26 protein-coding genes are annotated in these 26,822 nt (G+C 44.3%); 9 read left to right on the top strand and 17 right to left on the bottom strand.

Annotation, left to right across the window (positions count from 1 at the left end; translation table 11 throughout):
* Positions 1-2: 2 nt before the first annotated feature.
* The 4 genes from AC1IR0_RS12605 to AC1IR0_RS12590 all read right to left on the bottom strand — a co-directional run bounded on the left by AC1IR0_RS12605 (position 3) and on the right by AC1IR0_RS12590 (position 2,648).
* Positions 3-677 carry an LrgB family protein gene (locus AC1IR0_RS12605; protein ID WP_153566432.1) on the bottom strand — a complete coding sequence of 225 codons (675 nt, stop codon included), beginning with the start codon at positions 675-677 and terminating at the stop codon, positions 3-5.
* A 9-nt stretch (positions 678-686) separates the two neighbouring features.
* On the bottom strand, positions 687-1,058 hold the full coding sequence (locus AC1IR0_RS12600) for a hypothetical protein (protein ID WP_004281691.1): 372 nt from the start codon (positions 1,056-1,058) through the stop codon (positions 687-689).
* 40 nt (positions 1,059-1,098) lie between these two features.
* Positions 1,099-2,439 (bottom strand): ribosome rescue GTPase HflX, encoded by a 1,341-nt coding sequence (gene hflX / locus AC1IR0_RS12595; protein WP_409666227.1) that lies wholly within the window; start codon positions 2,437-2,439, stop codon positions 1,099-1,101.
* 77 nt (positions 2,440-2,516) lie between these two features.
* Entirely contained in the window at positions 2,517-2,648 is a 132-nt protein-coding gene (locus AC1IR0_RS12590; RefSeq protein ID WP_005263660.1) for a hypothetical protein, read from the bottom strand.
* 189 nt (positions 2,649-2,837) lie between these two features.
* On the opposite strand from AC1IR0_RS12590, the gene AC1IR0_RS12585 reads away from it, so the two are divergent.
* Positions 2,838-3,647, top strand: a complete 810-nt coding sequence (locus AC1IR0_RS12585) for a lysophospholipid acyltransferase family protein (RefSeq protein ID WP_004281693.1) — start codon at positions 2,838-2,840, stop codon at positions 3,645-3,647.
* 36 nt (positions 3,648-3,683) lie between these two features.
* On the opposite strand, the gene AC1IR0_RS12580 is transcribed toward AC1IR0_RS12585, so the two are convergent.
* Complete coding sequence (locus AC1IR0_RS12580) at positions 3,684-5,318, bottom strand: phospholipase D family protein (RefSeq protein WP_409666224.1); 1,635 nt, start codon at positions 5,316-5,318, stop codon at positions 3,684-3,686.
* Between the two features lie 101 nt (positions 5,319-5,419).
* Between AC1IR0_RS12580 and AC1IR0_RS12575 the strand changes: the two genes are divergently transcribed.
* Positions 5,420-6,430 (top strand): metallophosphoesterase, encoded by a 1,011-nt coding sequence (locus AC1IR0_RS12575; protein ID WP_168730864.1) that lies wholly within the window; start codon positions 5,420-5,422, stop codon positions 6,428-6,430.
* 24 nt (positions 6,431-6,454) lie between these two features.
* Here the strand turns inward: AC1IR0_RS12575 and AC1IR0_RS12570 are convergent, their stop codons facing one another.
* The 3 genes from AC1IR0_RS12570 to trhA form a co-directional block, all read right to left on the bottom strand.
* Positions 6,455-6,856, bottom strand: coding sequence for a hypothetical protein (locus tag AC1IR0_RS12570; RefSeq protein WP_004732173.1), 402 nt, complete (start codon positions 6,854-6,856; stop codon positions 6,455-6,457).
* Between the two features lie 133 nt (positions 6,857-6,989).
* Positions 6,990-8,297, bottom strand: a complete 1,308-nt coding sequence (locus AC1IR0_RS12565; protein WP_004281697.1) for an MFS transporter — start codon at positions 8,295-8,297, stop codon at positions 6,990-6,992.
* Positions 8,298-8,439: 142 nt separating this feature from the next.
* Positions 8,440-9,084 (bottom strand): PAQR family membrane homeostasis protein TrhA, encoded by a 645-nt coding sequence (gene trhA, locus AC1IR0_RS12560; RefSeq protein WP_153566436.1) that lies wholly within the window; start codon positions 9,082-9,084, stop codon positions 8,440-8,442.
* Positions 9,085-9,186: 102 nt separating this feature from the next.
* Between trhA and AC1IR0_RS12555 the strand changes: the two genes are divergently transcribed.
* Both AC1IR0_RS12555 and AC1IR0_RS12550 read left to right on the top strand, forming a co-directional pair.
* A complete protein-coding gene (locus AC1IR0_RS12555; protein ID WP_479741435.1) occupies positions 9,187-10,410 on the top strand; it encodes a class I SAM-dependent methyltransferase in 1,224 nt (407 codons plus the stop codon).
* Entirely contained in the window at positions 10,404-10,835 is a 432-nt protein-coding gene (locus AC1IR0_RS12550) for a GNAT family N-acetyltransferase (protein WP_004281700.1), read from the top strand. The genes AC1IR0_RS12555 and AC1IR0_RS12550 overlap by 7 nt, the downstream gene beginning before the upstream one ends.
* 70 nt (positions 10,836-10,905) lie before the next feature.
* On the opposite strand, the gene AC1IR0_RS12545 is transcribed toward AC1IR0_RS12550, so the two are convergent.
* The 4 genes from AC1IR0_RS12545 to AC1IR0_RS12530 all read right to left on the bottom strand — a co-directional run bounded on the left by AC1IR0_RS12545 (position 10,906) and on the right by AC1IR0_RS12530 (position 15,974).
* Positions 10,906-11,253, bottom strand: a complete 348-nt coding sequence (locus tag AC1IR0_RS12545; RefSeq protein ID WP_409666218.1) for a hypothetical protein — start codon at positions 11,251-11,253, stop codon at positions 10,906-10,908.
* A 160-nt stretch (positions 11,254-11,413) separates the two neighbouring features.
* Positions 11,414-13,549: a 3-hydroxyacyl-CoA dehydrogenase NAD-binding domain-containing protein gene (locus tag AC1IR0_RS12540; RefSeq protein WP_409666216.1), complete on the bottom strand. Its 2,136-nt coding sequence runs from the start codon at positions 13,547-13,549 to the stop codon at positions 11,414-11,416.
* Between the two features lie 11 nt (positions 13,550-13,560).
* Complete coding sequence (locus AC1IR0_RS12535) at positions 13,561-14,766, bottom strand: acetyl-CoA C-acetyltransferase (RefSeq protein WP_409666214.1); 1,206 nt, start codon at positions 14,764-14,766, stop codon at positions 13,561-13,563.
* A 197-nt stretch (positions 14,767-14,963) separates the two neighbouring features.
* Positions 14,964-15,974, bottom strand: coding sequence for an AraC family transcriptional regulator (locus AC1IR0_RS12530; RefSeq protein WP_409666212.1), 1,011 nt, complete (start codon positions 15,972-15,974; stop codon positions 14,964-14,966).
* Positions 15,975-16,187: 213 nt separating this feature from the next.
* On the opposite strand from AC1IR0_RS12530, the gene AC1IR0_RS12525 reads away from it, so the two are divergent.
* From AC1IR0_RS12525 to AC1IR0_RS12515, 3 genes are all read left to right on the top strand, one after another.
* The gene (locus AC1IR0_RS12525; RefSeq protein ID WP_409666210.1) at positions 16,188-17,309 is read left to right on the top strand and encodes a CaiB/BaiF CoA transferase family protein; all 1,122 of its coding nucleotides are present in this window, start codon (positions 16,188-16,190) and stop codon (positions 17,307-17,309) included.
* A gap of 254 nt (positions 17,310-17,563) precedes the next feature.
* Positions 17,564-19,207: a nitrite/sulfite reductase gene (locus AC1IR0_RS12520; protein WP_005266030.1), complete on the top strand. Its 1,644-nt coding sequence runs from the start codon at positions 17,564-17,566 to the stop codon at positions 19,205-19,207.
* The gene (locus AC1IR0_RS12515) at positions 19,200-19,685 is read left to right on the top strand and encodes a DUF934 domain-containing protein (protein WP_005106136.1); all 486 of its coding nucleotides are present in this window, start codon (positions 19,200-19,202) and stop codon (positions 19,683-19,685) included. Before AC1IR0_RS12520 ends, AC1IR0_RS12515 begins: the two co-directional genes overlap by 8 nt.
* Positions 19,686-19,750: 65 nt before the next feature.
* Here AC1IR0_RS12515 and AC1IR0_RS12510 read toward each other — a convergent pair whose 3' ends face one another.
* From AC1IR0_RS12510 to AC1IR0_RS12500, 3 genes are all read right to left on the bottom strand, one after another.
* Positions 19,751-20,200 carry a VOC family protein gene (locus AC1IR0_RS12510; protein ID WP_409666207.1) on the bottom strand — a complete coding sequence of 150 codons (450 nt, stop codon included), beginning with the start codon at positions 20,198-20,200 and terminating at the stop codon, positions 19,751-19,753.
* Between the two features lie 160 nt (positions 20,201-20,360).
* The gene (locus AC1IR0_RS12505; protein ID WP_004281709.1) at positions 20,361-21,536 is read right to left on the bottom strand and encodes a thiolase family protein; all 1,176 of its coding nucleotides are present in this window, start codon (positions 21,534-21,536) and stop codon (positions 20,361-20,363) included.
* Positions 21,537-21,646: 110 nt separating this feature from the next.
* Entirely contained in the window at positions 21,647-22,168 is a 522-nt protein-coding gene (locus AC1IR0_RS12500; RefSeq protein ID WP_004281710.1) for a GspH/FimT family pseudopilin, read from the bottom strand.
* 374 nt (positions 22,169-22,542) lie between these two features.
* Here AC1IR0_RS12500 and omp38 point away from each other — a divergent pair, with 374 nt between their 5' ends.
* Together omp38 and AC1IR0_RS12490 are read left to right on the top strand one after the other, a co-directional pair.
* Positions 22,543-23,601: an outer membrane protein Omp38 gene (omp38, locus tag AC1IR0_RS12495; RefSeq protein WP_479741434.1), complete on the top strand. Its 1,059-nt coding sequence runs from the start codon at positions 22,543-22,545 to the stop codon at positions 23,599-23,601.
* A gap of 104 nt (positions 23,602-23,705) precedes the next feature.
* Complete coding sequence (locus AC1IR0_RS12490) at positions 23,706-24,239, top strand: cysteine peptidase family C39 domain-containing protein (RefSeq protein ID WP_310077090.1); 534 nt, start codon at positions 23,706-23,708, stop codon at positions 24,237-24,239.
* A gap of 53 nt (positions 24,240-24,292) precedes the next feature.
* On the opposite strand, the gene AC1IR0_RS12485 is transcribed toward AC1IR0_RS12490, so the two are convergent.
* A complete protein-coding gene (locus AC1IR0_RS12485; protein WP_004281713.1) occupies positions 24,293-25,756 on the bottom strand; it encodes an amino acid permease in 1,464 nt (487 codons plus the stop codon).
* Complete coding sequence (locus AC1IR0_RS12480) at positions 25,756-26,790, bottom strand: methyltransferase (RefSeq protein ID WP_409666058.1); 1,035 nt, start codon at positions 26,788-26,790, stop codon at positions 25,756-25,758. The genes AC1IR0_RS12485 and AC1IR0_RS12480 overlap by 1 nt, the downstream gene beginning before the upstream one ends.
* Positions 26,791-26,822 lie beyond the last annotated feature (32 nt).

Below are 26,822 nucleotides of genomic sequence, written 5' to 3'. Positions count from 1 at the left end.
AGTCACATTTTTTGCAAATAAAGTATAAACGTAGGCAACCAGACCGCGGTAAAGACTGCATTGACGGCCATACCAAATGCGGCATAACGTCCTGCAATACTGCCACGCTGCCAGGCCTGAGCTGTACCAATAGCATGTGCGGCCAGTCCTAAAGCCAGTCCAGAAGCGCGCTCATCATTAATATGTTTGAGAATAAATGGCGAAAAGGCTGCACCAATCACGCCAGAAAGAATCACAATCAGAATCACCATGCTGATGGGTGCATCCAGCAGGGTGGCAATATTAATCGCAATTGGAGTAGTCACGGCACGGGTAGCAAACGCCATAATGTCTGCAGAGGACATATGCAGCAGATAAGCCAGTCCCATCGGCAAGGCGACAGCACTGATACTGGCAAAAACCAAAATGCCGATAATGGCTTTGAGCGGCAAGTCATCGTAGCGCATCGCGGCCAGAGGGATAGCCAGGGCGACGGTCACATAGCCGAGTAAATGGTTGAAAAGCGGATTAACTTCATCCATGTAATTTTCATAGGGAATGCCCAGCACAAATAAAATCGCCAGCACAAAGAACATGCTGAACACGATGACGGGAATTTGCGGAATGAACCGGTTACAGGGTTTGGCAATCAGATAGGCGCTGAGCGTAACCGCAAAGCCATACAAAATAGATAACATGCAGAACTCCTATAACCAGCGCTTGGCCATTTTGGCGTAAATCCATAAAGGAATCAGGGTGCTGAAAAACATGATGAACAGAAAGGCCGGAATTTTCTGGCCCATATGTACCAGCATCATCAGTGCACCTGCACTGACCGGCAGGAAAGCAAAGGCGCTTTCCTTCATTAATTTGTTATTGGTATCCACGAGGCGAGCGGGGAGTTTGCCAAAGTAGCGCCAGGTAAACAGCGCAATTAAAAGGCTCAATAACCCGACCAGATTGCCTAATTCAGGATGATTCAGTTGGGTCATTAACCAGACCGAAGCTTCCCGAAAGACAATAATCAGTAACAGGGTGCCGATCCATGCTGGCCAATCTATTCGTTTTATCCAGTTCATTGCTATGATCATTAATATTAATAAGTTTACTTATCAAGTTTTACTCGATCTTTGACTGGATTTCAAACGCTTCCAGTGGACGCTGAAATTGCTGCGCCTGTTTGCCTAGAATTTCATCTACAGGTAAATGCGCCTGTTTAATCAACTGTTCCAGTTTCTGTGGGGCAATTCGAATATGCAGATGCAACTGGCCTTCATCATCATAATGTTCAGACTGGATCACATTCAAACCATAGAGCTGGTTACGCAGCTTGCCATAAGCGGGTTTCAGGATTAAATCGAAGGACTGTAGTTGCCCCATCAAGGACTCATGTACCGCTTTACGCAGCAGGTCGATACCTTCGCCACTATGTGCCGAAACATAGACCCGTTCCGGTTCACCTGGACGTCGATAAATAATTTTGGCTTCTTCACCGCTACAGTCAATTTTATTGTAAACCTGCAGGATCGAAACATCGGCTCCAATTTCTTTCAGCACTTTTTCTACAGCTTCAATTTGCTCCAGCATTTCTGGGCTACTTGAATCAATGACATGCAGTAACAGCGTGGCTTCTACGGTTTCCTCCAAAGTTGCTTTAAAGGATTCCACCAGAGAATGTGAAAGATTACGGACAAAACCGACCGTATCGGCCAGTACCAGATTGCCAATCCCATCCCATTCCAGACGCCGTAGAGTAGGGTCCAAAGTGGCAAACAGCTGATCGGCTGCATAGACATCGCTGTTGGCGAGTAAATTAAACAGGGTAGACTTACCAGCATTGGTATAACCCACCAAAGATACCGTCGGCACAGCCGCTTTTTGACGAGCCACACGACCTTGCATCCGGGTCTGGCGGACTTTATCAATGCGTGCCTTGAGCTGTCCCATACGGATACGCAGCAAACGGCGGTCTGTTTCAAGCAGGGTTTCACCCGGGCCACGTAAACCAATCCCGCCTTTCTGGCTGTCGAGATTGCCACGACTACGAATTAAACGTGAAGATAAATGTTGCAGCTGTGCCAGTTCGACTTGCAGCTTACCTTCATAGGTACGGGCACGCTGGGCAAAAATATCTAGAATCAGTTCAGTACGATCGACCACACGGCATTTGATCACCTGTTCCAGATTTCGGGCTTGGGCTGGGGTTAGGGCATGGTCAAAAATAACCAGATTGGCATCCAGTTCCTCAACACGTTCAGCAATTTCTTCTGCCTTGCCGGAGCCGATAAAAAATTTGGCATCGGGTTTCACCCGCTGAGCATAAATATGTTCCAGAATTTCAGCATCTGCAGACTGTGCCAGCAAACGAAACTCTTCAGCATCAAGGTCATCCAGCATCTGTACGCTGACACTCACCAGAATGACGCGCTCTTTCCCTCGATGTTGTTGTAAATATTCCACTCAGGCCAATCTCCACTTGAAAACTTTAGTGTAGTTGAAAAAGGGCTGTGCAGATACTGAATTAGCGCGGCTTTGGTTTAGAGTACGCTGATAAACAGTTGTGCAAGTGTTACCAGTACCACGGCATAGATGAAAGTGCCGCCCAAAATATATTTGAGCACTTGTAAAGGTTGAGGTGTGTCGTTCGCGGGCTGGGTTTGATCTGGCATGGCTACGATCCTTTTCAATCTAATATTTCGATAGTTTTAGTTTGAATGATTTTTTAATCCAATTAAAATTGAAGATATAGATGTTATTGGTCGATTTTTATTATCAATGCAAGTTACGAATGAACAGTATAGAATGAGTTTAATTCGTGGATATTCCCTGTATCTCGCTTAGGATTTAATGACGTTTTTATGAACTCAACTGTACAAAACCAGACTCCAGATATCGAAGGCTTGGCCAAGTTTTTCCTGTATAGCCGGAAAATCACAGCTTCATTGGCTACCATTAGTGAAGGGTTTTACTTGGTTTTTCGTCATGGCTTATATAAAAATCCGAATAACCCGACCAATACGCGCTATGTGCAACATTTTTGCCGTCAGTTATGCAAAGTATTCAATATCGAAGTGCAGGTGCATGGCGAGATTCCGCGTGAACCCGCCTTATGGGTCAGTAATCACGTGTCATGGCTGGATATTGCAGTTCTGGGTTCAGGGGCGCGGGTATTTTTTCTGGCAAAAGCAGAAATTGAGAACTGGCCGATTTTAGGCAAATTGGCCAAGGGTGGGGGTACCTTATTTATTAAACGTGGTTCAGGGGATTCCGTCAGGATTCGTGAACAAATTACCGGTTTCCTGAAACAGAATATTCCGGTGCTGTTCTTTCCTGAAGCGACGACTTCTGATGGGCGAGCCATCAAAAAAGTGCATGGCCGGATTTTAGGCGCCGCGATTGAAGCGCAGCGTCCTGTACAAATCTGTCTGATTTGTTATGTGAATCAGCAGGGCGAACTCGATATGGTTGCGCCGTTTGTCAATGACATCAGTTTTGCCGCCCATGTCAAAAAAGTACTGGAAATGCCGCAAGTCATTGCACATTTAGTGGCTTTACCTGCAATTGCCACTGAAGGGCATACGGTTGAAAGCCTCACCCGTGTGGTCCAGGAAAAAATGCAGACTGGCCTGGTTGAACTTCAGTCACGGGTATTAAAAAAGCCTCAATAAGAGGCTTTTTTATGGTTTCTGTTCAAAGAATCCAGCTTACATAAAACCTTCAATTGGCAGCCAAGACACCAGTTTAAGGCTAGCTTTCTGATACCATTTCATTTTTGGTTCTTTGGTAAACGTTTGAACGTCACCATTGGCTTTCTTGATTTTCCAGTTAATGTTCTGATTCGCATCGAGCACCAGTTTATACGCATATTTGCTTAAATTTTTGTCCATGGTGTCGTGTACTGCACGTGCTAAAGACGGACTGTTCAGCAACACACCAATTTCAGTATTCAAATAGGCTGAACGCGGATCAAAGTTAAAAGAACCAATAAACACCTGTTTTTGATCTAGTGCCATCAACTTGGCATGCAGGCTGGAACGACTCAATCCTTTCAGGCTAACTTTGGCTTTTTTCGAAATTTCCTCTGTATTAGCATTTAGGTGATTAGCTTCTGGTGCTGCCAAGAACTCATACAGCTGAACCCCATTTTCCAATAGATCCTGACGATATTTGGCATAAAAGGCATGCACCACAGCAACGTCGTTGGCCTTAAAAGAATTGGTCAGGACGCGAACCTTGATATTTTCATTCGCCAGTTTCTTTAAACGGTCTGCACCAATTTTTTCCGGAACGAAATAGGCAGAGACAATATCGACACTTTGTTCAGGTTTTTCCAGACGCTGTAATAACTGGAAATTGAGATGTTCTTCGGTTTTGGCTTTGGCTTTGATTTTGCTCGGTGGGTCTTTGACTACTTCGGCTTCCACCCAATCCAGCTGAATGTTTTGTTCCAGCCATTGGTCAAAGGCTCTGGAACGATTGGCCAGATCCAGATAATTTTGAGTCGCTGGATCCTGACTATGGGTTTCTAGCTGCTGTTTTAAGCTTGGAAAACGTAAAGCATGATGCCGTGGATTCACAACCTCTTGCACCGGATAGGCATAATCATCATTCCAGTATTCATCGAAGGAATGAATGATTTCATCCGATGCTGCACCGACCAGCATCACATCGACATCAGAGAACTGATAGCTTTCACTGACATTATAATACTGGTTACTCATATTGCGCCCGCCAATCAAGGCAATCTGGTTATCGGCAATAAAGCTTTTATTGTGCATGCGGCGGTTAATGCGCTTTAAATCCAGCACCATGTCCATGGCGCGGTATTTACGAAAGCGATAGGGATTATACAGTTTGACATCGATATTTTGATGCTGGTTTAAGGCCAGATAAATCCCTTCCATTTTCTTGGCATTATTGTCATCCATCAGCAGGCGCACTTTTACGCCACGATCTGCTGCCTGAATAATCGCATGCAGGGCGAGGGAACCGATCCGGTCGTTATCCCAGATGTAATATTGCAGATCCAGACTACGTTCCGCTTTATTAATCAGCTGAATCCGCGCAGCCAGTGCTTCAAGCGGATCATATAGCACGCGATAACCAGTCAACCCGATGTTCTGATCACGTAAAGGTTCAACAATTTGTGCCAGGCTGGTTTGCGATGTATCCGTTTCAAATGCCATCTGGCTTGGCTGTTCGGTTTGCTTGGGTAAGGTGCTACATGCAGGCAGACCCAGTACCAGGCTACAGCTCAGTAAAATGCCGGCTTTATAGCGATGAGTGCGCATAAAACCTGAGGATTGAAGATGAACTTGATCGCGGGGAGCAGTGGCCATATAAGTCGAAGAATGAAAAATTAGAATTGAGTATAATTGCCAGCTATGAAAAGATAAATATAAAGCCAGTAATCTGCTGCTCGACTGAATAAGGCCAATTTATGTGGGATTCGAATTCCGTACTGTTTTATTTTTACTTGGGAATGGCGATTTTAGCCATCTGGGCTGTGGCTCAGGCATGGTCGAGCCAATCACGTACCGAAACCATTCATCCCTTTAAAGCTTTTGGTCATTTGCTGGCGTTTTATCTTGCCTATTTATTAATCCCTTTGGTTTTCTTCAGTATTTATGCTGGATGGACAGGTTATTATTCACTGCATGAAGCCATTTTTGTATTTTTACTCAGTGGGGTTTTGACTTATGCACGCTTTATCGAGCCGCATCTAATTCAAGTGAAAACGACAAAATATCAGATCAATGCAGATAAACGTTTAAAGCAGCCAGTAAAAATCGCCCTGATTGCAGATTTGCATATCGGTCTGTTTTCGGGCCATGAGCGGCAGTTGCGACAAATTGTACACAAATTAAATCATATTCAACCTGATTTGGTGGTGGTTGCTGGCGACTGGACTTACGAGCCAGAAAATAAACTGGCACAGGAACTGGCGGTTTTAAAAGAGATTCACGCTCCGGTCTATTCGGTCAATGGCAATCATGACGAACAATATCCCGGACCGCCGATTCGGGAACTGTTGCACTATGCACTACAAGTCAATCAGGTCATGGATATTGAAGGTCAAATTGTCGAATTTGATGAATTCCGACTTTTGGGCGTGGGTGATCTCTGGGCTGGAAAAGCCGACATGCGCAGTTTGCCAGACTTGCCTCAGGACAAGCCTTGGGTCATTCTTTCGCATAACCCGGATACGGTCGATATGATTCCGAAACTGCCGACACGTCCTTTAATGCTGTCCGGGCATACCCATGGCGGACAGGTGGAGCTGCCTTGGCTGACCGATTACGTCATGAAAAAGGTTTCAATTTTGGGACATAAAAAGGGCATGTACCGTCATGAACATGCAGATGTGTTCGTGACTGTCGGTACCGGTTTGGTCGGTGTACCTTTCCGTTTCCGGGTGCCGCCTACCATTGATATTATTGAACTGATTTAAATTCAGCCGGCATTCTGTACCGCGTTAACTGATGATCCAGACCAGAATCAATAACACGACTGCGACGGCTGCCATCATCCAGATTTTCTTTTCGATTTTTCGGGTTGGCACATTTTCACGTAATTGTTGCGCAGTGATTTCAGCTTCTGTGGATGTGCTCAAACTAGGATGGGTGGGGATTTCCAGTGGCGGTGTCACCAGGTCGATATCACCGGCATCATCACTAAAGCGTGGACCGGTACTTTCATGCTTCATGACCACATCATGTTCCCGCACAATTTCATCAATCACTTGCAGCGCCTGAGCTTCATCCAAGGGTGTATTCTCGGTGATATAGCGAACAGCTTCTAATTTTTTATCATCTTCCAGCAAAATAATGATATTGACCAACTGCTCCTGCGAGAGGTATTCAATAAGATCCTGCATGGCCTTGCCTCATTTTTTTAAATTGAGTTCATTTGATTGTTGAGCAAATTTAACGAGATAAGTAGCCGAGTTTTGTTGTGAAATGATAAAAAAAGCCAGCATCAAGTGCTGGCTTTTGAATCAATCTAAAATCTTAGATCTGATTATTTACATCATCATTCTTGGTTTCACGAATCAGCAAAAACGCGACAAGCGATAGGATAGATGCTGCGGTCAGGTAATAACCGACTGCAGACAAACCATAGGCTGTTGCCAGCTTGGTTGCGATTAACGGTGCAAATGATGCGCCGAAAATGCCTGCCAAGTTAAAGGTCAATGCAGAACCCGTGTAACGTACTGAAGTCGGGAAGATTTCAGACAATACAGTACCGATTGGCCCATAAGTTAAGCCCATAATCGCCAGACCAATACACAAGAACAGGAACACCACCAAGGTGCTGCCAGATTCAAGCATATCTGCAAAGAAGATACCGAAGATCGCAGAAATGACACATACCGCAATCGAAGTAGTCTTACGGCCAAATTTCTCGGCCAATACTGCTGAAAGTGGGATAAATGCAGCAAAACATAGGGTTGCAACTAACTGCAATTGCAGGAATTCTTCACGAGAATAACCGAGTTGTTTGGTTCCCCATTGCAATGCAAATACCGTAGTAAGATAGAACACAACGAATGTACAGATTGCAGCAATCGTACCCAGAACCAGCATACGAGAATGCTTTTTGAATACCTGAACAAAAGGAACATTCACCTCTTTTTGTTTATCTAGTACTTTCTGGAAAGCAGGTGTTTCATGCAATTTTAGACGAATCCATAAACCGACAATTACCAACAAGGCACTTGAGATAAACGGAATACGCCAGCCCCAAGCCATAAAGTCAGCTTCAGACATGAAAGCGCCAAGCGTCAGGAAAGAACCTGTTGCCAGAATAAAGCCGATTGGAGCACCCAGTTGCGGGAACATGCCATACCAGGCACGCTTGCCTTCAGGGGCATTTTCAGTTGCAAGAAGTACAGCACCTGACCATTCACCACCTAGACCCAAGCCCTGACCTAAACGGCACAGTGCAAGTAACAATGGCGCAGCAATTCCGATTTGCGCATAAGTTGGTAACAGGCCAATCGCAACGGTTGAAATCCCCATAGTTAGCAAAGCTGCAACCAAGGTGGCTTTTCGTCCGATCCGGTCACCTAAATGACCAAATAATGCTGCACCAATCGGACGGGCAATAAATGCAATGGCAAAAGTCGCAAGAGACTGAATGGTTGCGGTCATTGGATCTGTACTAGTAGGGAAGAACAGATACGGAAAAATAATGACAGCAGCGGTGGCATAAATATAAAAATCGAAGAATTCGATTGTGGTGCCTACCAAGCTTGCTGTTAAAACGCGAAATTTTGAATTTTGTGCTGGCTGAGCAGCAGAATTAGACGACGCCATGGAAAACCTTACACTTACTAAAAATAAAAAAACTTAGTTTTAAAAGCGTAATCTTTTTAAAAAAGGCGTAATTTTTTAAAAAAACAACTGCAATCTTCTCGCTTCAACTCGCTCAGGGTCACTGAAATGAAAAAGGAGATGATTAAATCACGTAAAGATAGATAGACAGAAAATGTGATCCTGCGCCTATCAATACAAATATGTGCCAGATAGCGTGGGTATATCTTACTCTTTTTAAAGCGTAAAACAATGCACCCACGGTATAAGCGAGTCCACCAATGATGAGAAAGGTTAAAGATTGAGCACTTAAATATTGCTGCATGTCATCAATCACCAGCAGCGCCAGCCAGCCCATGGCCAGATAAGCCGCCAAAGAAAGTTTCTGGAAACGATGAATGAAAACGAACTTGAAAAGTGTGCCAAGAAGGGCAATCACCCACAGCGCAATCAATAAATACTGGGCTTTGGCGGTCGGAATGGCAATTGACAGGAAAGGGGTATAGGTTCCGGCGATTAAATAATATATCGCGGTATGATCGACTTTTTTATAAAAATAACGGCGGTCTGCCGCAGTGGCCATGTGATAGAGCATAGAAGCAGAAAATAACAGAATCATGCTCAGCGCATAAACCCACAGTCCAATCCATTGTCCAGTACTCAGGTAAGACCCTTTAATAATCAAAAGAATACCAGCAACAATGGACAGTCCGGCACCTACACCATGACTAATATAGTTAATTCGTTCCTCATTTTGATCATAATCTGGAACCAGTGGAGCATTCTGCATGATTGTCATTCTTCTTCAAATATACACTTGTATAGTAATTCAATTTTGCTTTTAGGTTAAGAAGATTTAAACTTGATGCGCAATTCATTTCAGGTTTTATCTATGTCAACGTTGACAACTCTCTCAGATCAGGAACAGCAATTCTTGGACACCTTTCAGCAAGCTGTTGAAAGGGATCAATTTGATCGCCTGATCTTAAGCCAGTATAAAGGTGAACTGCAGGATTTAGAGAAAATGACCTTGCGAGTCATTCCATTAAATGAACAGCGCGTATTGAGCTGCTTGTATCGTTACAAGACCCAGGATGTCACCAAAAATTATCCTTTAGATGAAGCATTATTCCAGGTTACTTCACTACTGGCGTGTTGCAAACAGGCCAATCTGATGACCGTCGATGAAGAATTACAGCTGAAAAAAAACAAGAAAAAAGCCATGTTGACACGCAGTAAAAATAAAGCAGCGATGAATCAGGTGAAGCCTGCGGAACAAGGTCATGACCGGATTAAACAACGTTTTGTCGATCAGGACAGTATCTTTCTCCAGCATCTCGGTATTACCGATCAAAAAGCGCAAATCATTCCGAGCATGGCGCGTAAATGGAAGCAGATTAATAAGTTTGTGGAAATTTTCTCAGGTGCATTGGCACAGATTAAGCCACAGGCTGAAGGCCTGCGTGTGGTGGATTTTGGTTCGGGTAAAGGCTATCTGACCTGTGCTTTATATGACTATATGCAAAAACATGGTCAAACGCCGTATGTCACCGGGGTAGAGCTTAATCCAAAAATGGTCGAGTTCTGCCAGAATGTCGCGCAGCAATCCGGTTTTGATCAGTTGGACTTTTTCCAGGGGGATGTGCGTACTTATGCGCCAGAAAGGCTGGATGTGATGATTGCCTTGCATGCCTGTGATGTAGCAACAGATTTTGCGATTCATAGTGGCATTCGCTTGAATGCGCAGATAATCATGTGCGCGCCGTGTTGCCACAAGGAATTGCGTCCGCAGTTACAGGCGCCAAAAGTACTCAGTCCGATGTTGCAGTTTGGTATTCATGCCGGACAACAGGCAGAAATGCTGACCGATACCATTCGTGCTTTATTGCTCAAAGCTTATGGTTATGAAACCAAGGTTTTTGAGTTTGTGGCGCTGGAACATACTAGTAAAAATAAAATGATTCTGGCAACAAAACGCAAAGACTATCAATACCCCGATCAGGCGGTTCTGGCACAAATTCAGGCCTTGAAAGAGATGTATGGAATCCAGAAACATTCACTGGAATTGTTGCTCAATGATCAGTGGGACCAACAGGGAATTGGATCTAAATGCTAAAAAATCCAGAGCTGAAAATAGTATCCGGGAGCTGGAAGGATTTGGCTGAGCATGCCAAAGCGATTCGTGAAGCCGTGTTTATCCAAGAACAGAATATCGCAGCAGAAGACGAATGGGATGCTGAGGATGCGGTTGCTGTACATTTTATTGTTTTTCAGCAGGATCAGGCGATTGCCACAGCACGGTTATTGTCAAATAACAGTATCGGTCGGGTTGCAGTCCTAACCACAGCACGTGGTTTAGGTGTTGGTCAGCGCTTGATGCAGGCAGTGATTAACTATGCGCGTGCAGAGCAGCGTGAATTCGTTAAACTCTCTTCGCAAGTGCATGCCATCGGCTTCTATCAAGCGCTGGGATTTGAAGTTCAAGGCGAGAAATATCTGGATTGTGGAATTCCGCATATTGATATGTATTTAAAGCTTTAATTGATCATTCATTCAAATACGAAAAAGCGAGGCATTGACCTCGCTTTTTTATGCATAGACTGAATCTGAATTAGTGGCCATGTGCTGCATTTGAGCTGTGCTCGGCATTATCCATGTTGGCATGTTCTTCAGCTGACATATTGTGTTCAGCGGCTGTCGTATCTGTAGGAGCCACATTGGCAGCTTCACGTGCTTCACGATCCGCTTCCGCTTTGGCAATGGCTTCTGGAGACATCGTAGGCGCATTTTTAAAAGCGTGTTGCTGGGTAGTTTGTTTATTTTGCTGGCTTGGCATGTAATCTGGTTCATTACTTATCGCGAGCCAAAAAATAAGCATGAATAATCCACCTAAAATACAGAAGATGATAAGTGCTTTCCAACCCCAAGGAGATTTTTCAGGTGAACTGTGATCAGTCATAGGTCTTACCCACGTGGATATCAAACTTATGTAACTTTATAACATAAATTGATCAAAAAGCAGATCGAAATCTGTCATCAGATGAGTCTATCCAGTGCATGAAGCAAATCCAGAAGATAAAAAAGAGGAAACACGTTCCTCTTTTATTTAAGTGCTCAAGTTATTGAATCGGCTGGGCGTGTGCTGCGCGATCTTTGAGGAGTTGTGGGGCTTTGAAGCGTTCGCCATATTTATTTTCAAGTACTTTGGCACGGGTCACGGCTTTGGCTAAACCATACTGATTCAAGAATTGTACTGCACCACCTGTCCAAGCGGCAAAGCCAATACCAAAAATGGAACCGACATTGGCATCGACCACAGATTCCAAAACACCTTCTTCCAGACAGCGCACGGTATCTAGTGCCTGTACAAACAGGAAGCGGTCAATCATTTCCTGTTCAGAAATATCGTTGTCTTTTTTCCAGTGGCTGAGACCAGACCAGAGCTGTTTTTTGGCATCGGCCGGATAATCATAAAAACCTGCGCCTACAGCCTTACCTTTACGGTTAAATTCGTGAATCATACTGTGAATCACGTCATCAGCGGGTGATTTAGTGATGATCTGACCTTCTGCTTCTAAAGCTTTGTATCTTTCATTGGCCACATGTTCAGACAGGGTCAAGGACACTTCATCCTGAATCGCCAACGGGCCTACCGGCATACCGGCTTTGAGAGCTGCCATTTCAATTCGTGCCGGATGTACGCCTTCTGCCAGCAGACGCAAGCCTTCCTGTACAAAGGTGCCAAACACGCGGCTGGTAAAGAAGCCACGGCTGTCATTCACCACAATCGGTAATTTGCCAATTTGCTGCACGAAATCGAAAGCTTTGGCCAGCGTTTCTGGCGAGGTATTTTTACCTTTGATAATTTCCACTAGCTGCATTTTATCGACCGGACTGAAGAAATGCAGGCCGATAAAGTTCTGATCATTTTTTGAAGCTTGGGCTAACTCTGTAATCGGCAGGGTCGAGGTATTCGAAGCCATTACGCCGTTGCTGACAAGATATTGCTCTGCCTCTTGCGTGACTTGAGCCTTGAGCGCGGGATTTTCAAATACCGCTTCAATGATCAGGTCGCAACTCGCTAGATCTGCATTAGATGCGGTTGTTTGAATCAGGCTTAAAAACTGATCTCGTTTCTCGGCTGATAAACGCCCTTGAGCGACTTTTTTATCCAGCAGTTTCTGGCTATAGGCTTTGCCTTTTTCAGCCGCTTCGATTGAAATGTCTTTTAGCACCACTGGAATGCCTTTGCTGGCAGTGGCATAGGCGATCCCAGCACCCATCATGCCCGCACCTAAAATACCGACTTTAGTGGCTTTCCACCTTTCAAGACCTTGAGGGCGACTGGCACCGGATTTGATTGCATTCAGACCATGCCAGAAGGTGCCAATCATATTTTTAGAAATTTGACCGGTCGCCAGATAAGTAAAGTAACGCGATTCAATGGTCAGGGCTGTATCGACATCGACCTGTGCACCTTCTACCGCAGCCGACATGATCGCTTCAGGTGCAGGGTAGCAGCCTTTGGTTTTATCGCGTAGCATCGCCGGAGCAATTGCCAGCATCTGGGCAACTGCTGGTGTCGAAGGGCTACCACCCGGAATTTTATAGCCTTTTACATCGAATGGCTGCTGAGATTTTGGATTGGCTTTGATCCAGGCAATGGCCTTTTTCAACAGTTCATCGGTACTGTCTGCGACCTCATGAATCAGCCCTAAAGATTTAGCTTTATCGACTCCAAACTGTTTGCCTTCCATTAATAAAGGAAGGGCATTTTGCAGACCGAGCAGGCGGATGCTACGGACGATACCACCGCCACCTGGTAATAAACCCAGTGTGACTTCAGGCAGGCCAAATTTGCTTTTAGGGTCATTCAGGGCAATACGATGATGGGCACACAGGGCAATTTCCCAGCCACCGCCGAGCGCCGTACCATTCAGTGCAGCAACGACAGGAATACCGCGAGTTTCGATATAGCGTAGTTTGGCTTTCATCTCTTCAATCATATTGAAGAATTCAGTTGCATGTTCAGGAGTGGCTTGAATCAGTTCATCCAGATCGCCGCCAGCAAAGAAAGTTTTTTTCGCTGAACGGAAAATAATCCCGGCAATATCTTCATCTGCTTGTAACTGGGCAACGACTTCATCCAGTGCCGTGCGAAAGTCGGCATTCATGGTATTTGCAGACTGGTTTGGAGAATCAAACGTTAAAATAACAATATTATCTTCATTTTTTTGATATTGAATTGCGCTCATTATTTTTCTCCTTATACCAGTTCAATAATGGTTGCGATGCCCATACCGCCACCCACGCAAAGTGTGGCTAATCCACGTTTTTTCCCCTGGCGTTCCAGCTCATCCAGCAAAGTGCCTAAAATCATGGCTCCAGTCGCACCGAGTGGATGTCCCATGGCAATTGCACCGCCGTTGACATTCACCTTGGTAGGATCAACCTTCATTTCATTGATAAAGCGCATCACCACGGCAGCAAAGGCTTCATTGACTTCAAACAGGTCAATATCATCAATTGTTAAACCGGCTTTCGCCAAGGCCTTACGAGCAGCCGGGGCAGGGCCGGTCAGCATAATGGTTGGATCTGCACCGACCAGTGCCGTCGCCAGTACTTTGGCACGTGGCTTCAGACCTTGTTCTTTTACTGCTTGTTCCGATGCGATCAAAACCACAGCCGCGCCATCGACAATGCCTGAAGAATTCCCGGCATGATGCACATGATTGACAGCACCGACTTCAGGGTATTTTTGCAGGGCAATCGCATCAAAGCCCATTTGTCCCATAGTGGCGAAACTTGGATTAAGTTTGCCCAGGCCTTCTGCGGTCGTGGTCGGTTTGATAAATTCGTCTTTGTCCAGAATTACTACACCAGCTTTGTCTTTTACCGGGATAACAGAGGGGTTGAAATAACCATTAGCTTGAGCGGCAGCTGCTTTCTTTTGTGATTGTTCGGCAAATTGATCTACATCTGCACGGCTGTAACCGTCAATCGTGGCAATCAAATCTGCACCAATACCTTGCGGAATAAAGTCACAGGCCATATTGGTCTCAGGATCCAGTGCCCAAGGCCCACCGTCGGAACCCATCGGTACGCGGGACATGGATTCGACTCCACCTGCAACAACCAGATCTTCCCAGCCCGAACGGACTTTTTGTGCGGCCAGATTGACAGCTTCCAGGCCGGAAGCACAAAAACGGTTAATCTGCACACCTGCTACATCATTGTCCCAGCCGGCAGCGATGGCAGCTATTTTGGCAATATCGGAACCCTGATCACCAATTGGGGTGACACAACCGAGCACGATATCATCCACTTTTGAGGTGTCAAACTGATGACGTGCCTGAAGTTCGTTGAGTAAGCCAGTCAGTAATGAAATGGGTTTTACCTGATGTAAAGATCCATCTTTTTTGCCTTTTCCGCGTGGCGTACGAATGGCGTCAATAATATATGCCTCGCTCATAGCATGTCCCTTTTATTGATTTGATGAAAATTATTCTAATGACTCGAGTGTAATACTTAATTTTTGAAGTGCAATGACGAGAACGGGTCAGATCATTTGAGCGATTTAGCCAATTTTAGCTATAAAAAAGCCTAAGCTAAGGCTTAGGCGGAGAGAACTGGTTTTATTATTAAATGCTCTTTTGCGGCACCACTTGATTAATGATAGCCATGCAACTGACGATACAGACCCGGGGTTACACCGGTCCATTTCTTGAAGGCACGGTGGAAAGTACTGGTTTCACTGAAACCGACCTGTTGTGCGACATCTTCAAGGGTCAGATCCGGATTAAGTAACAGGTGAATTGCTGCATCACGGCGCAAGGCATCTTTTACGCCTTGATAGCTTTTGCCTTCGGCTGCCAGACGGCGGCGCAAGGTTTGCGGTGATAGATAAAGCATCGACGCGACATCGTTTAATGTTGGCATTTCTTCGCCAATCTGGCTCTTCAGCACATCACGAATACGTGAAGTCAGTGAGTTGGTATTTTTGAATTTCACCAGCAGTTGGGCCGGCGCTGCTTTCAAAAATTCTTCCAGAGTTTCTTCATTCTGGCGAATTGGCAAATCCAGATAATCCGCAGCAAAAGTGATCTCGGTGCGTGGCATATCGAACTGCATTACCGGGGCAAAGAATAAGGCATCATATTCATCGGCATGGTCTGGACGAGGGTAGCTAAAATGCACGCGTTCCAGTGGCAGGCGACGCTCAATGAGCCAAGACGCCAAGCCATGCCAGATCATCAGCATGCTTTCAGTAATGAAATGATCCGGATCCATCGCATTTGGAATCAGCGGAACCAGACGTGCTTCGTGTTTGTCGCGTTCCAGGCTCACCGACCAGTCATCACCAAAGAGTTTGTAGAACTGGGAAGACAGTTCCAGTGCATCACCCAGAGTTTTGGCATGAATGATCAGCTGGCACATGATCGCAAACGTACCCAGACGGCGTTGCTGTTTGTCAAAGCCGACATGCTCGTCCTGGGTCACCATCCACAACATTTTAATAAAGCGGGTATATTGTTCAGGCGAAATACGCGCTTTGGGCTGATGCAGCAATTCTGCTTCAATCCCGACGTGAGACAATAAAGTATCGACATCCATGCCCAGACGCTTAACGCCAGATAAGGCTGCATTGACGAAGTGGATACTGATCGTATCACGACTCATGTTTAATCCTTCAGTCTCTTTAATGTTCACTAATAATTGACCTAAATGACGAAAAATAATAAAGCAATGGCAATTTACAAGAATACCTTTGCCATTTTCTTACATATTAGATTGCCGAAACTATCAAGGTAAATGGCTGAACATGACATTGTTTTTATGCATTTATGTGCCTAAGATGCTGAAAAAAGCAATATAAGTAGAGCAAATACTCCAATGTCATATGTATTAAAAGGATTGAAAATCCTAGATTTTTCTACACTTTTACCCGGCCCGTTTGCCACATTATATCTTGCTGATTTAGGTGCAGAAGTTGTGCATATTGAATCACCGACCCGACCGGACCTGTTGCGATTAATGCCACCCTTTGCCAATGGACAGGCCACTTCACAGAGTTATCTGAATCGAAACAAGCAATCGGTTGCACTGGATTTGAAAGATCCTGCAAATATCGAACTGGTCAAATCCAAGATTGCAGATTATGACATTGTGATTGAGCAATTCCGTCCTGGGGTGATGCAACGTCTAGGCTTAGATTATCAAACCTTAACCGAAATTAATCCAAAATTGATTTACTGTTCCATTACCGGTTATGGCCAAACTGGCACATATAAAGATAAGGCAGGGCACGACATTAATTATCTGGCTTTATCCGGAATTGCCGGACACAGTGGCCGGATTGAAAATGGTCCACCTGCCTTGGGAATTCAGGTTGCCGATGTTGCGGGTGGTTCCATGCATGCTGTGATTGCGATTCTGGCTGCGGTGATTGAACGCCAACAAAGTGGCAAAGGGCAATATATTGATATTTCCATGACCGATTGTGTGGTGACGATGAGCAATCTGGCGGCTTCTGCCAGTCTGGCCGGCAATCAGCATCAGCGACCGGAAGCCGGATATCTGAATGGCGGGACTTTTTACGACTATTATGAAACTCAGGATGGGCGTTATTTGTCAATTGGTAGTCTGGAACCACAATTTATGCAGGGGCTGGCACAGGCTTTAGAGCTGCCGATTCTTCTGGAAAAAGGCGCCTCTTATGCCGCTGAAGATCATGCTGTGGTGAAGCAGGCGATTCAGAATAAAATCAAGACCAAGTCATTAGCTGAATGGCAAATGCTGTTTGCCGCGCTGGATGTCTGTGTCGAACCGGTGCTCAGACTTGAGGAAGCGTTACATTCTGATCTGGCTCAGCAGCGGGGATGGATAGTACAGGTGCCACTCAAATCCAGCAGTCAGCAGACCGAAGCACAATTGGCTTGTCCGATTAAATTTTCACGTTCTACGATACGCTATGAGTTTGTAGGACAGCAATTGGGAGAAAGTCAAAATTGGTAATATTCTTAACGTGTTAATTAGATTATTAATGAAATGAGAGGAAATTTTTCCTATATGAAAATAAGTAATAATAATTGAAGATTTTCATCATTATTACTTTAAATTTAATCCAGTGCTGTAAATACCGAGATCCGTGAAACTTTGTCAGGCTTATCAATAAAACCGCTATGAAATATGTATAAAAAGCATTTTATTGATAGGTTCAATCTCGCTATCCTTGCCGGCGATATAATAGAAACTACTAGCTGTACGCCATGTATTTATATACTGATTTCGATCAGCAACTGATTAATGAACGTGTTGCACAGTTCCGTGACCAAACGGAACGTTATTTAGCCGGTAAACTCACTGAAGATGAGTATCGTCCGCTTCGTCTGCAAAATGGTCTGTACGTACAGCGTTATGCGCCAATGTTACGTATTGCCGTGCCTTATGGTTTGATGAACTCAAAACAACTTCGTAAAGTGGCTGATTTGGCAAAAGAATATGACCGTGGCTACGCGCATATTTCGACCCGTCAAAACATCCAGTTTAACTGGCCTGCGCTGGAAAATGTGCCGGATATGCTGGCTGAACTGGCCACTGTGCAAATGCATGCGATCCAAACATCAGGTAACTGTATCCGTAATACCACCACTGACCAGTATGCCGGTGTGGTTGCAGGTGAAATTGCCGATCCACGTCCGACCTGTGAGTTGATCCGTCAATGGTCAACCTTCCATCCGGAATTTGCCTTCTTGCCACGTAAATTCAAGATTGCAGTCTCTGCGCTTGAAGAAACTGACCGTGCAGCCACTGCATTCCACGATATCGGTGTGTATATCGTGCGTAATGAAGCAGGCGAAATGGGCTATAAAATCAAAGTCGGTGGTGGCCTCGGCCGTACGCCAGTGATTGGTAGCTTTATTCGTGAGTTCTTGCCACGTGAAGACCTGATTGCTTATTTGGAAGCAGTACTTCGTGTGTATAACTTGCATGGCCGTCGCGACAACAAATATAAAGCGCGTATCAAGATTCTGGTAAAAGCCTTAACACCAGCAGTATTTGCCGAGAAAGTTGAAGCTGAATTTGAGCATACGATTAAAACACTGAAAATCGATGCAGACACCTTGGCGAAAATGGATGAGAACTTCACGCCATTCGATTATCAAGATTATGCAGATGAAGATTTCACTGAACTGTTTGCACAATATCCGAAATTCAAACAGTGGTTCAATATCAATACCAATGCACATAAAGTGAAAGGTTATCGTATTGTGACGATTTCACTGAAACGTGCCGGAATTGCACCGGGTGATGTCAGCACCGAAGAAATGAACCTGATTGCAGACCTTGCCGATCAGTACACTTTCGGTGAGCTGCGTACCACGCATGAACAAAACATTTCCCTGGTCGATGTACCACAAAAAGACTTGTTCGCTGTATGGCAAACCCTTGACCAAAACAACCTGGCACGTGCGCATATCGGTTTCTTGACCGACATCATTTGCTGCCCGGGCGGTGATTTCTGTTCATTGGCGAATGCGAAATCGATTCCGATTTCTGAAGCAATTTCACGCCGTTTTGATGATCTGGATACGATTTATAACCTAGGTAAACTGGATCTGAATATTTCAGGCTGTATGAATGCCTGTGGTCACCACCACGTTGGTAACATCGGTATTTTAGGTGTAGACAAAAAAGGCGCTGAGTTCTACCAGATTACGCTTGGTGGAAATGCGGATCATGATGCGTCGATTGGTGACATTCTTGGCCCATCATTTGCAGCCGAGGTCGTACCAGATATCGTAGAAGAAATTTTGAATACTTATCTTGACCTGCGTCAGGAAGGTGAAGAGTTTATCGATACTTATCGCCGTGTCGGCATTCAACCATTTAAGGAGCGTGCATATGCTTAATACCGCACTTCAAGTACTCTCTAAAGATGGCACGATTGCAGACAATACCTATCAATTGATGGGTGAAGATGGTGTTTTGCCTCAGGGTGATGTGGTATTAACTGTTGAACAGTTAGATCAAATTACCAATGTGACAGGCAAAAAAGCATTGTACTTAACTGTAGATGCTTCGCCTGAAACCAATGATTTTCCGCTCGATCAGCTCGATGCAATCTTTATTGAGTTTGCCGGTTTTAATGATGGCCGTGGTTATTCATTTGCAGCACTTCTTCGCCGTCAGGGTTTCCAGGGCGAATTGCGTGCTACTGGAGATGTATTCAAAGATGTACTGAATTACATGAAGCGTTCTGGTTTCGACACTTTCGTGATTAAAGAAGGTAAGGATATTCAGGAAGCTGCTGCTGGTTTGAATGATTTCAGAAATCCGTATCAGGCATCGACTGCGGTTGCACAGGCACATTATCAAACAGGTGCATAATTTAAATTAAGTTACTGTCAAAAAGCCGGATTGATTCCGGCTTTTTTATGTCTTGATAAAAACCTTTAATTTTCTTCAAGTTGACAGTTGATCATCCAGTGGATTCCAAACTGATCGCTAAAGGCGGCATAAAGTGCGCCCCAAAAGGTTCTTTCTAGCGGCATCTCAATTTGACCATTCACCGATAAAGCATCAAAGAGTCGTTGTGCTTCAGCTTGTTCGCTAGCGTCTAAGTTAATGGAAATATAGTGGTTATTACCTTGCGTAAACACGGTATTGGTTTGCGCGCAAAATTGATCATTCGTATCGGATGCCATCAGTTCTGTAAATTCGTTAATGGAAAGTGAGATATGCAAGATTTTATTTTTATCCACTTCCGACAGTGTGACACCTTCTTCAGTTGGCATTTCACCATAACGACTCAGACTTGAAAATTCGCCTCCAAAAACTGATTTATAAAAGTTAAAGGCTGCTTCAGCCTGACCTTGGAAATTGAGGTAATGATTCAGTTGCATGGGAGAACTCCCTTTTTATTTTGCTTGCTTTAATCTACGCCACTTTGTGGTATTTTGCGCGAGCAAGCTTTATCAAAATGTAAGCGAAAAAAATCCTCCAGATCAGGAGGGTTTTTAACTCCCTCTCCTTATGGGAGAGGGATGGGGGTGAGGAAAGAGGTTAGAGTAATTCAATCGCTACAGCAGTTGCTTCACCACCACCAATACACAGGGCTGCAATCCCTTTTTTTCCACCGGTACGTTTTAGTGCATGAATCAAAGTCAGGATAATACGCGAACCGGTTGAACCCACAGGATGGCCGAGTGCGCATGCACCACCATTGATGTTGACTTTTTCAGGATCTAGCTTGAACTCATCCATTGGGCACATGGTGACCATGGCAAAGGCTTCATTGATTTCCCAAAGGTCGACATCAGAAGCGGTCCATCCGGTTTTATCCAGTACTTTCTGGATTGCACCGACTGGAGCAATGGTAAATTCAGATGGATGTTGAGAATTCGATGCATAGGCCACAATTTTGGCTAAAGGATTTAAACCTTTTGCTGCTGCATTGTCAGCCGAGGTAATTACTAAAGCTGATGCACCATCTGAAATCGAGCTGGCATTAGCCGCCGTAATCGTACCGTCTTTAGCAAACGCTGGACGTAAAGTTGGAATTTTATCGATGTTGGCATTAAATGGTTGCTCATCTTTATCAACAACCACATCGCCTTTACGGTTTTTAACTGTTACAGGCACGATTTCATCAGCAAAGTAGCCTTCATTGACCGCAGTTTGCGCACGCTTTAATGAGCGAATCGCAAAATCATCCATCTGCTCGCGGGTATAGCCTTTGGTATTTGCCATATCTTGGGCAAATGAACCCATCAAACGACCTGTTTCAGCATCTTCCAAGCCATCCAGAAACATATGGTCCTTGATTTCACCGTGACCCATACGGAAACCGCCACGCGCTTTTGGCAATACATAAGGTGCATTGGTCATGGATTCCATACCACCGGCAACCACGATTTCAGCAGAACCTGCTTTAATCATGTCAGCAGCCTGCATGACGGCTTTCATGCCTGAACCACATAATTTATTAATGGTCACAGCACCAGTAGAATCTGGAAGACCAGCTTGACGCATCGCTTGACGTGCAGGGCCTTGCTTTAAGCCTGCCGGAAGGACACAGCCCATAATGACTTCTTCAATATCTGCTGGTTGCAGACCCGCACGGGCAATTGCTTCTTTAATGGTGACCGCACCGAGTTCTGGCGCAGTTACACTGGCAAGACTCCCCTGGAAGCCACCCATGGCTGTACGTGCACCATTGACAATTACGATGTCAGTCATTGTTCTCTCTCCGTATGAGTTTTAATCAATTTTTCAGACTTAAGCAGTATATTGAAAAAAACTCAGGATTGAAGCGTTAAACGCAGAGAAGCATAAACTGGATAGTTCTGTTAGCAAGACGAGAGACTTTCGATCCGGATATGCCCCATTTTGCTGAGTACAATACGCTGTTGGTTAGAAAGATGGGTAGAACAATAATAAAAACTACCATTTGAACCAATCGGCAAGGCAGTGTGCGCTTGATAAGTGACACTCGATAAACTTAAAGCTCCTCGCCAACTTAAGTTACCGTATTTGAGGTTCAGTGCATCAATATGTAAAATTTGTTCGTCTACATCCACTTGCCTGTTTTTATTTTTATCGATAAAAACCAGCATGTTCTTATTCCATTGATTGGCTTGGCAACTGAGAGAATCTTGGCTCGGGCAGATCACAATATTTTGATGAAACACTGCAGCCTGGCTACGTGCATAGCGATTAATTTGAGATAATTTGATCGGAATATTTTTGGCTTCCTGTTTGGATCGATAGTCATGGAAGTACGGTAGGGCGATACTGACGAGAATTGCAATCATTGCAATACAGATAATTAACTCAACAATAGTGAATGCTCTTGTTATTTTTTTATACATAGAGTTACCTGATTTATATATTATTTTTATAATAAAGATGTTATTAATTATACGTTTTTTATGCTTTATTGAGCGTGTAAATCAGTGCTTACTTAAGTTTCAAGAAAGCTGTTAAAAATAATTGGCAATCACAATAGGTCATTCAGAATAAAAAATTGAGTAAAAAATTACTGAATTACAACGGAAATTGTAAGTAATTTTGTCAATAATTTACTTGATTAGATTAATCAAGCACTTGGAAAAATAATAAAGTGTTTGTATGATGCCATGTGAATAGCTTAAAAATAATACTGGGGTAATAAAAAGCCTATCTCAGGATGGCCTATTACGGGCTTGAGCTTGAACAACAATTGTTATCTCTGGAGGATAAATCCATGAAAATGAGTCGTATTGCTTTAGCTATGCTTGTAGCTGCACCTTTTGCTGCTGCCAATGCAGGCGTAACTGTTACTCCGTTGATGTTAGGTTATACCTTCCAAGACACTCAGCACAACAATGGCGGTGACGATGGTGAGTTAACAACTTCTGGTCAAATGGAAGATGATTTATTTGTAGGTGCTGCTATTGGTGTTGAATTAACGCCATGGTTAGGTTTTGAGGCTGAATATAGCCAGGTTAAAGGCGATATGGCTGAGCTAGCTGGTGCTGAATACAAAGGTCAAAACATTGCAGGTAACTTCTATGCAACTTCTGATGTTTTTACTGGCAATTATGACAGCAAAGTGAAGCCATACATGCTTCTAGGTGCGGGTCACTACAAATATGAATTTGATGGTGCTACTGAAGCTCAATTAGGTCGCGTTGGTCGTGGTCTTGAAGAAGAAGGTACTCTAGGTAACGCAGGTATCGGTGCATTCTGGCATATCAACGATGCATTGGCGCTACGTACAGAAGCTCGTGGTACTTACCATTTTGACGAAAAATTCTGGAACTATACAGCACTTGCTGGTCTTAACGTAGTTCTAGGTGGCCGTTTGAAACCAGCTGCTCCTGTTGTAGAAGTTGCTCCAGTTGAGCCTGTAACTCCGGTTGCTCCAGCTCCACAAGAGTTGACTGAAGACCTGAACATGGAACTTCGTGTGTTCTTTGATACCAACAAATCAAATATCAAAGATCAATACAAACCAGAAATCGCAAAAGTTGCTGAGAAGTTAGTTGAATATCCAAATGCTACTGCTCGCATCGAAGGTCACACAGACAACACTGGTCCACGTGCATTAAACGAACGTTTATCTCTAGCTCGTGCTAACTCTGTTAAATCTTCACTTGTGAACGAATACAACGTAGATGCATCTCGTTTGTCTACTCAAGGTTTCGCTTGGGATCAACCGATTGCTGACAACAACACTAAAGAAGGTCGTGCTATGAACCGTCGTGTATTCGCGACGATTACTGGTAGCCGTACTGTTTTAGCTGAACAACCAGTTCAATAATTCGTTATTGAATACTGATTAAAAAAGGCGACTCTCTGGAGTCGCTTTTTTTATGTCTGCATTTTGACTACACTTAGCCTGTTAAGATGTCGTTGAGTAAAAATATGAGTGTTGAAATTCCTGAAGACTTGCAAAATCTGGAAGCCAATGGCGGAATTTTTGCAATATGGATGATTTTTCATCATTATGGCATTGATTTGAATATTTCTGACTTAACTCAGCTCTGTCAGCATGATCTTGAAATGGGAAGCTCTAGCATCGCACTTGCGGTTGCCTTAAAAACACTGGGTTTGGATGTCGATTTTTATACTGAACATGATGCAGATAAACAGCCAATTGAAGTCGATTTCTATCAGCAAGCACATCGCTTAAATATTCCTGTTATAGAACAGCCATTGTCTTATGTAGAAATTCAGGAAAATATAGAAGCTGAACGTTTTGTGATTGTGTTCTATGACACTTTAGAGGGGGTAGGAAATCACTCGTTAATTTATTCTATCGATGAGCAGGAAATAAGTTTCTTTGATAGCTTTGAGGCAATGCCGGCGCATGTGTTTGAGCAGCAACGTCGGGTAGACGGAATCTGTCAGCAAGCGATTGTGATTGATGATCGCAATTTCGTGATGCGTCATAGTTAATTCAAGAAATAAAAAAATCAGCCCGTAAGCTGATTTTTTTAATGAATAATTTTTTATTCCTGATCAAGTTTCATCGGCTGTACATCCATTTCCTGATAAGATACCAGTTTGGTTTTTTTCTTCCATTTGTAGCCGAACCAAATGGCCAGGAATAGCGGAATACTGATATAGGTCGATAACACACCCATCCATTGACCGGCCAAAACATCCTGATAGTTCTGACCCAGAACGACAATCGCACACAGAATAAATGCAAACCAAGGGGCGAAAGGAAAGAATTTAGCGCGATAAGCCAGATCTTCCAGTTTATAACCTTGAGCCAGATACCCTTTACGGAAACGGTAATGGGAAATGGCAATACCGAGCCAGACAATAAAGCCACACATCCCTGACATGTTTAGCAGCCAGTTAAAGACTTCCTGTTCACCAAAGAAAGTAGTTAGGAAGCACAGAGCTGCGATTGCGGTCGTGGCATAGAGTGCATTCATTGGCACACCGCGCGGGTCCAGACGCGCAAACATTTTAGGTGCACTGCCTTTACGTGCCATATCAAACAGCATACGAGTAGACGAATACATGCCGGAGTTACCCGCAGATAGAATGGCTGTCAGGATCACTGCATTCATGATACTGGCGGCAAATGCAAAACCGGCTTTTTCATACAATAAGGTGAATGGCGAAAGCGCAATATTATCTGTTGCAGCGGCTTGTAATAAACGTGGGTCATTATAGGCAATCAAGGTACCGATAATGAAAATACACACGATATAAAATAGAAGGATACGCCAGAAAATTTGTTTGATGGCCACCGGAATAGTTTTCTTTGGATTTTTCGATTCACCTGCCGCCACACCGACCATTTCGGTACCCTGGAAGGAGAATCCGGCAATCATCGCCACGCCAATTAATGCCTGGAAACCACCGACAAAGGGTGCATCACCAATGCTCCAGTTGGCAAATGCTTCCGCACCTGGAGTCAGCATGATCTTCACGATCATCCAGATCCCGATGATGATAAAGGCAATGATCGCGAGAACTTTAACCAGAGAAAAGAAAAATTCAGATTCGCCAAAGCCTTTTACTGTCAGGGCATTAATCCCGAAAATAATGGCAAGGAAAATGGCGCTCCAGTACACGCCCGGAATATCTGGAAACCAGAATTTCATAATGAACTGAACGGCAACCAGCTCAAAAGCCACGGTAATGGCCCAGTTGTACCAGTAGTTCCAGCCCAGAGCGAAACCAAAACCACCTTCGACATATTTGGTGCCGTAAGTGAAAAATGCACCTGAGGTCGGGTTGTGTGTGGCAAGCTCGCCTAGACTGGTCATCAAGAAATAAATCATGATACCAATCAGTACATATGCAAGTAGTGCACCGCCTGGTCCAGCGTTGGCAATGGTCGCCCCTGAGGCCAGGAATAGACCTGTACCAATTGATCCCCCAATGGCGATCATATTCAGATGACGAGCACCCAGCTTACGCTGCAGCTGCATCGTGTTTTGCGTTTCGCTCATCATGATTCCTTAACATTTTTTTGAGTGCTGGCGAAGAGCACTTTAAAGCCTTGTTGATCCGCTTTGACTGTACAGCGACCAAAGTTTTGTTCAATCAGGGTCGGGTAGTTCAAGAAACGGTTGGCCACGATCCAAAGCTCACCGCCCGATTTTAAATGACGGCGCGAGATTTTACATAAGGTTTCGCTTGCCGTGTAATCGGTCTCGATTCCCATATGAAAAGGCGGATTACTGACGATGGCATGCAAGAACAAGGGTGCATCTTCAATGCCTGTAACCGCTTTGATTTCAATCTGTTCAGGAGTAAGCTGGTTTTCTGCAAAGGTCATTTGCGTAGAAGCCAGTGCAAAGGCATCGACATCCATGGCAAAAATCCGGTTTTTCGGATTCAACTTTGCCAGATACGCACTAATTACACCTGCGCCACAACCAAAGTCGGCAATCTTACCTGAAGTAACTTGTGACAAATAAGGTAATAGGGTGGCAGTTCCTACATCCAAACGGTTTTGACTAAAGACGCCTGGAAGTGCACAAATATTCAGGTCGCCATTTGGTGTCGATACGGTATAACGCTGTGCCCAGTCTGCAAGTGCTTTTTTCTCGACCGTATGTTCTAGAACCAATTGCCAAAGCTGGCAATGACGCGCGCTGTCAAGTTTGAGTGTTTTACCAAAAGGCTGCAACTGTTTGGCTGCGCGTTCTATCCCGCCTTTCTTTTCACCGACCAGGAAAATACTGCTGCCCGGTTTAAGCTGTGCTGCCACATTATGCAATAAATAATTCAACAGTTCTTTAGACTTGGGTACAAAAATAACTGCCTGATCAAACTCAGCTTCAGGCATCTCTGCACCAAAATGCACATCTGCTTGTTGTGACTGGAAATATTGAAAATCGTTAAAATTCCATGTCCAGACAGCGGGATTGATAGAGGCATCGAATTCAGCGAGTAGATCATCTGTCGGTGCATTAATCAGTAGGATGCGACCCGACAAAAAATCATATTGTCTTAATAAAACTTCGCTTTTAGGATCCATAGGTATCTCTCCAATATAAAGAACACTGCCTA

Source organism: Acinetobacter sp. 129952 (assembly GCF_056642055.1).
Note: the sequence above shows the minus strand (reverse complement) of the source record. Positions and strands in the feature narration are given on the sequence as shown.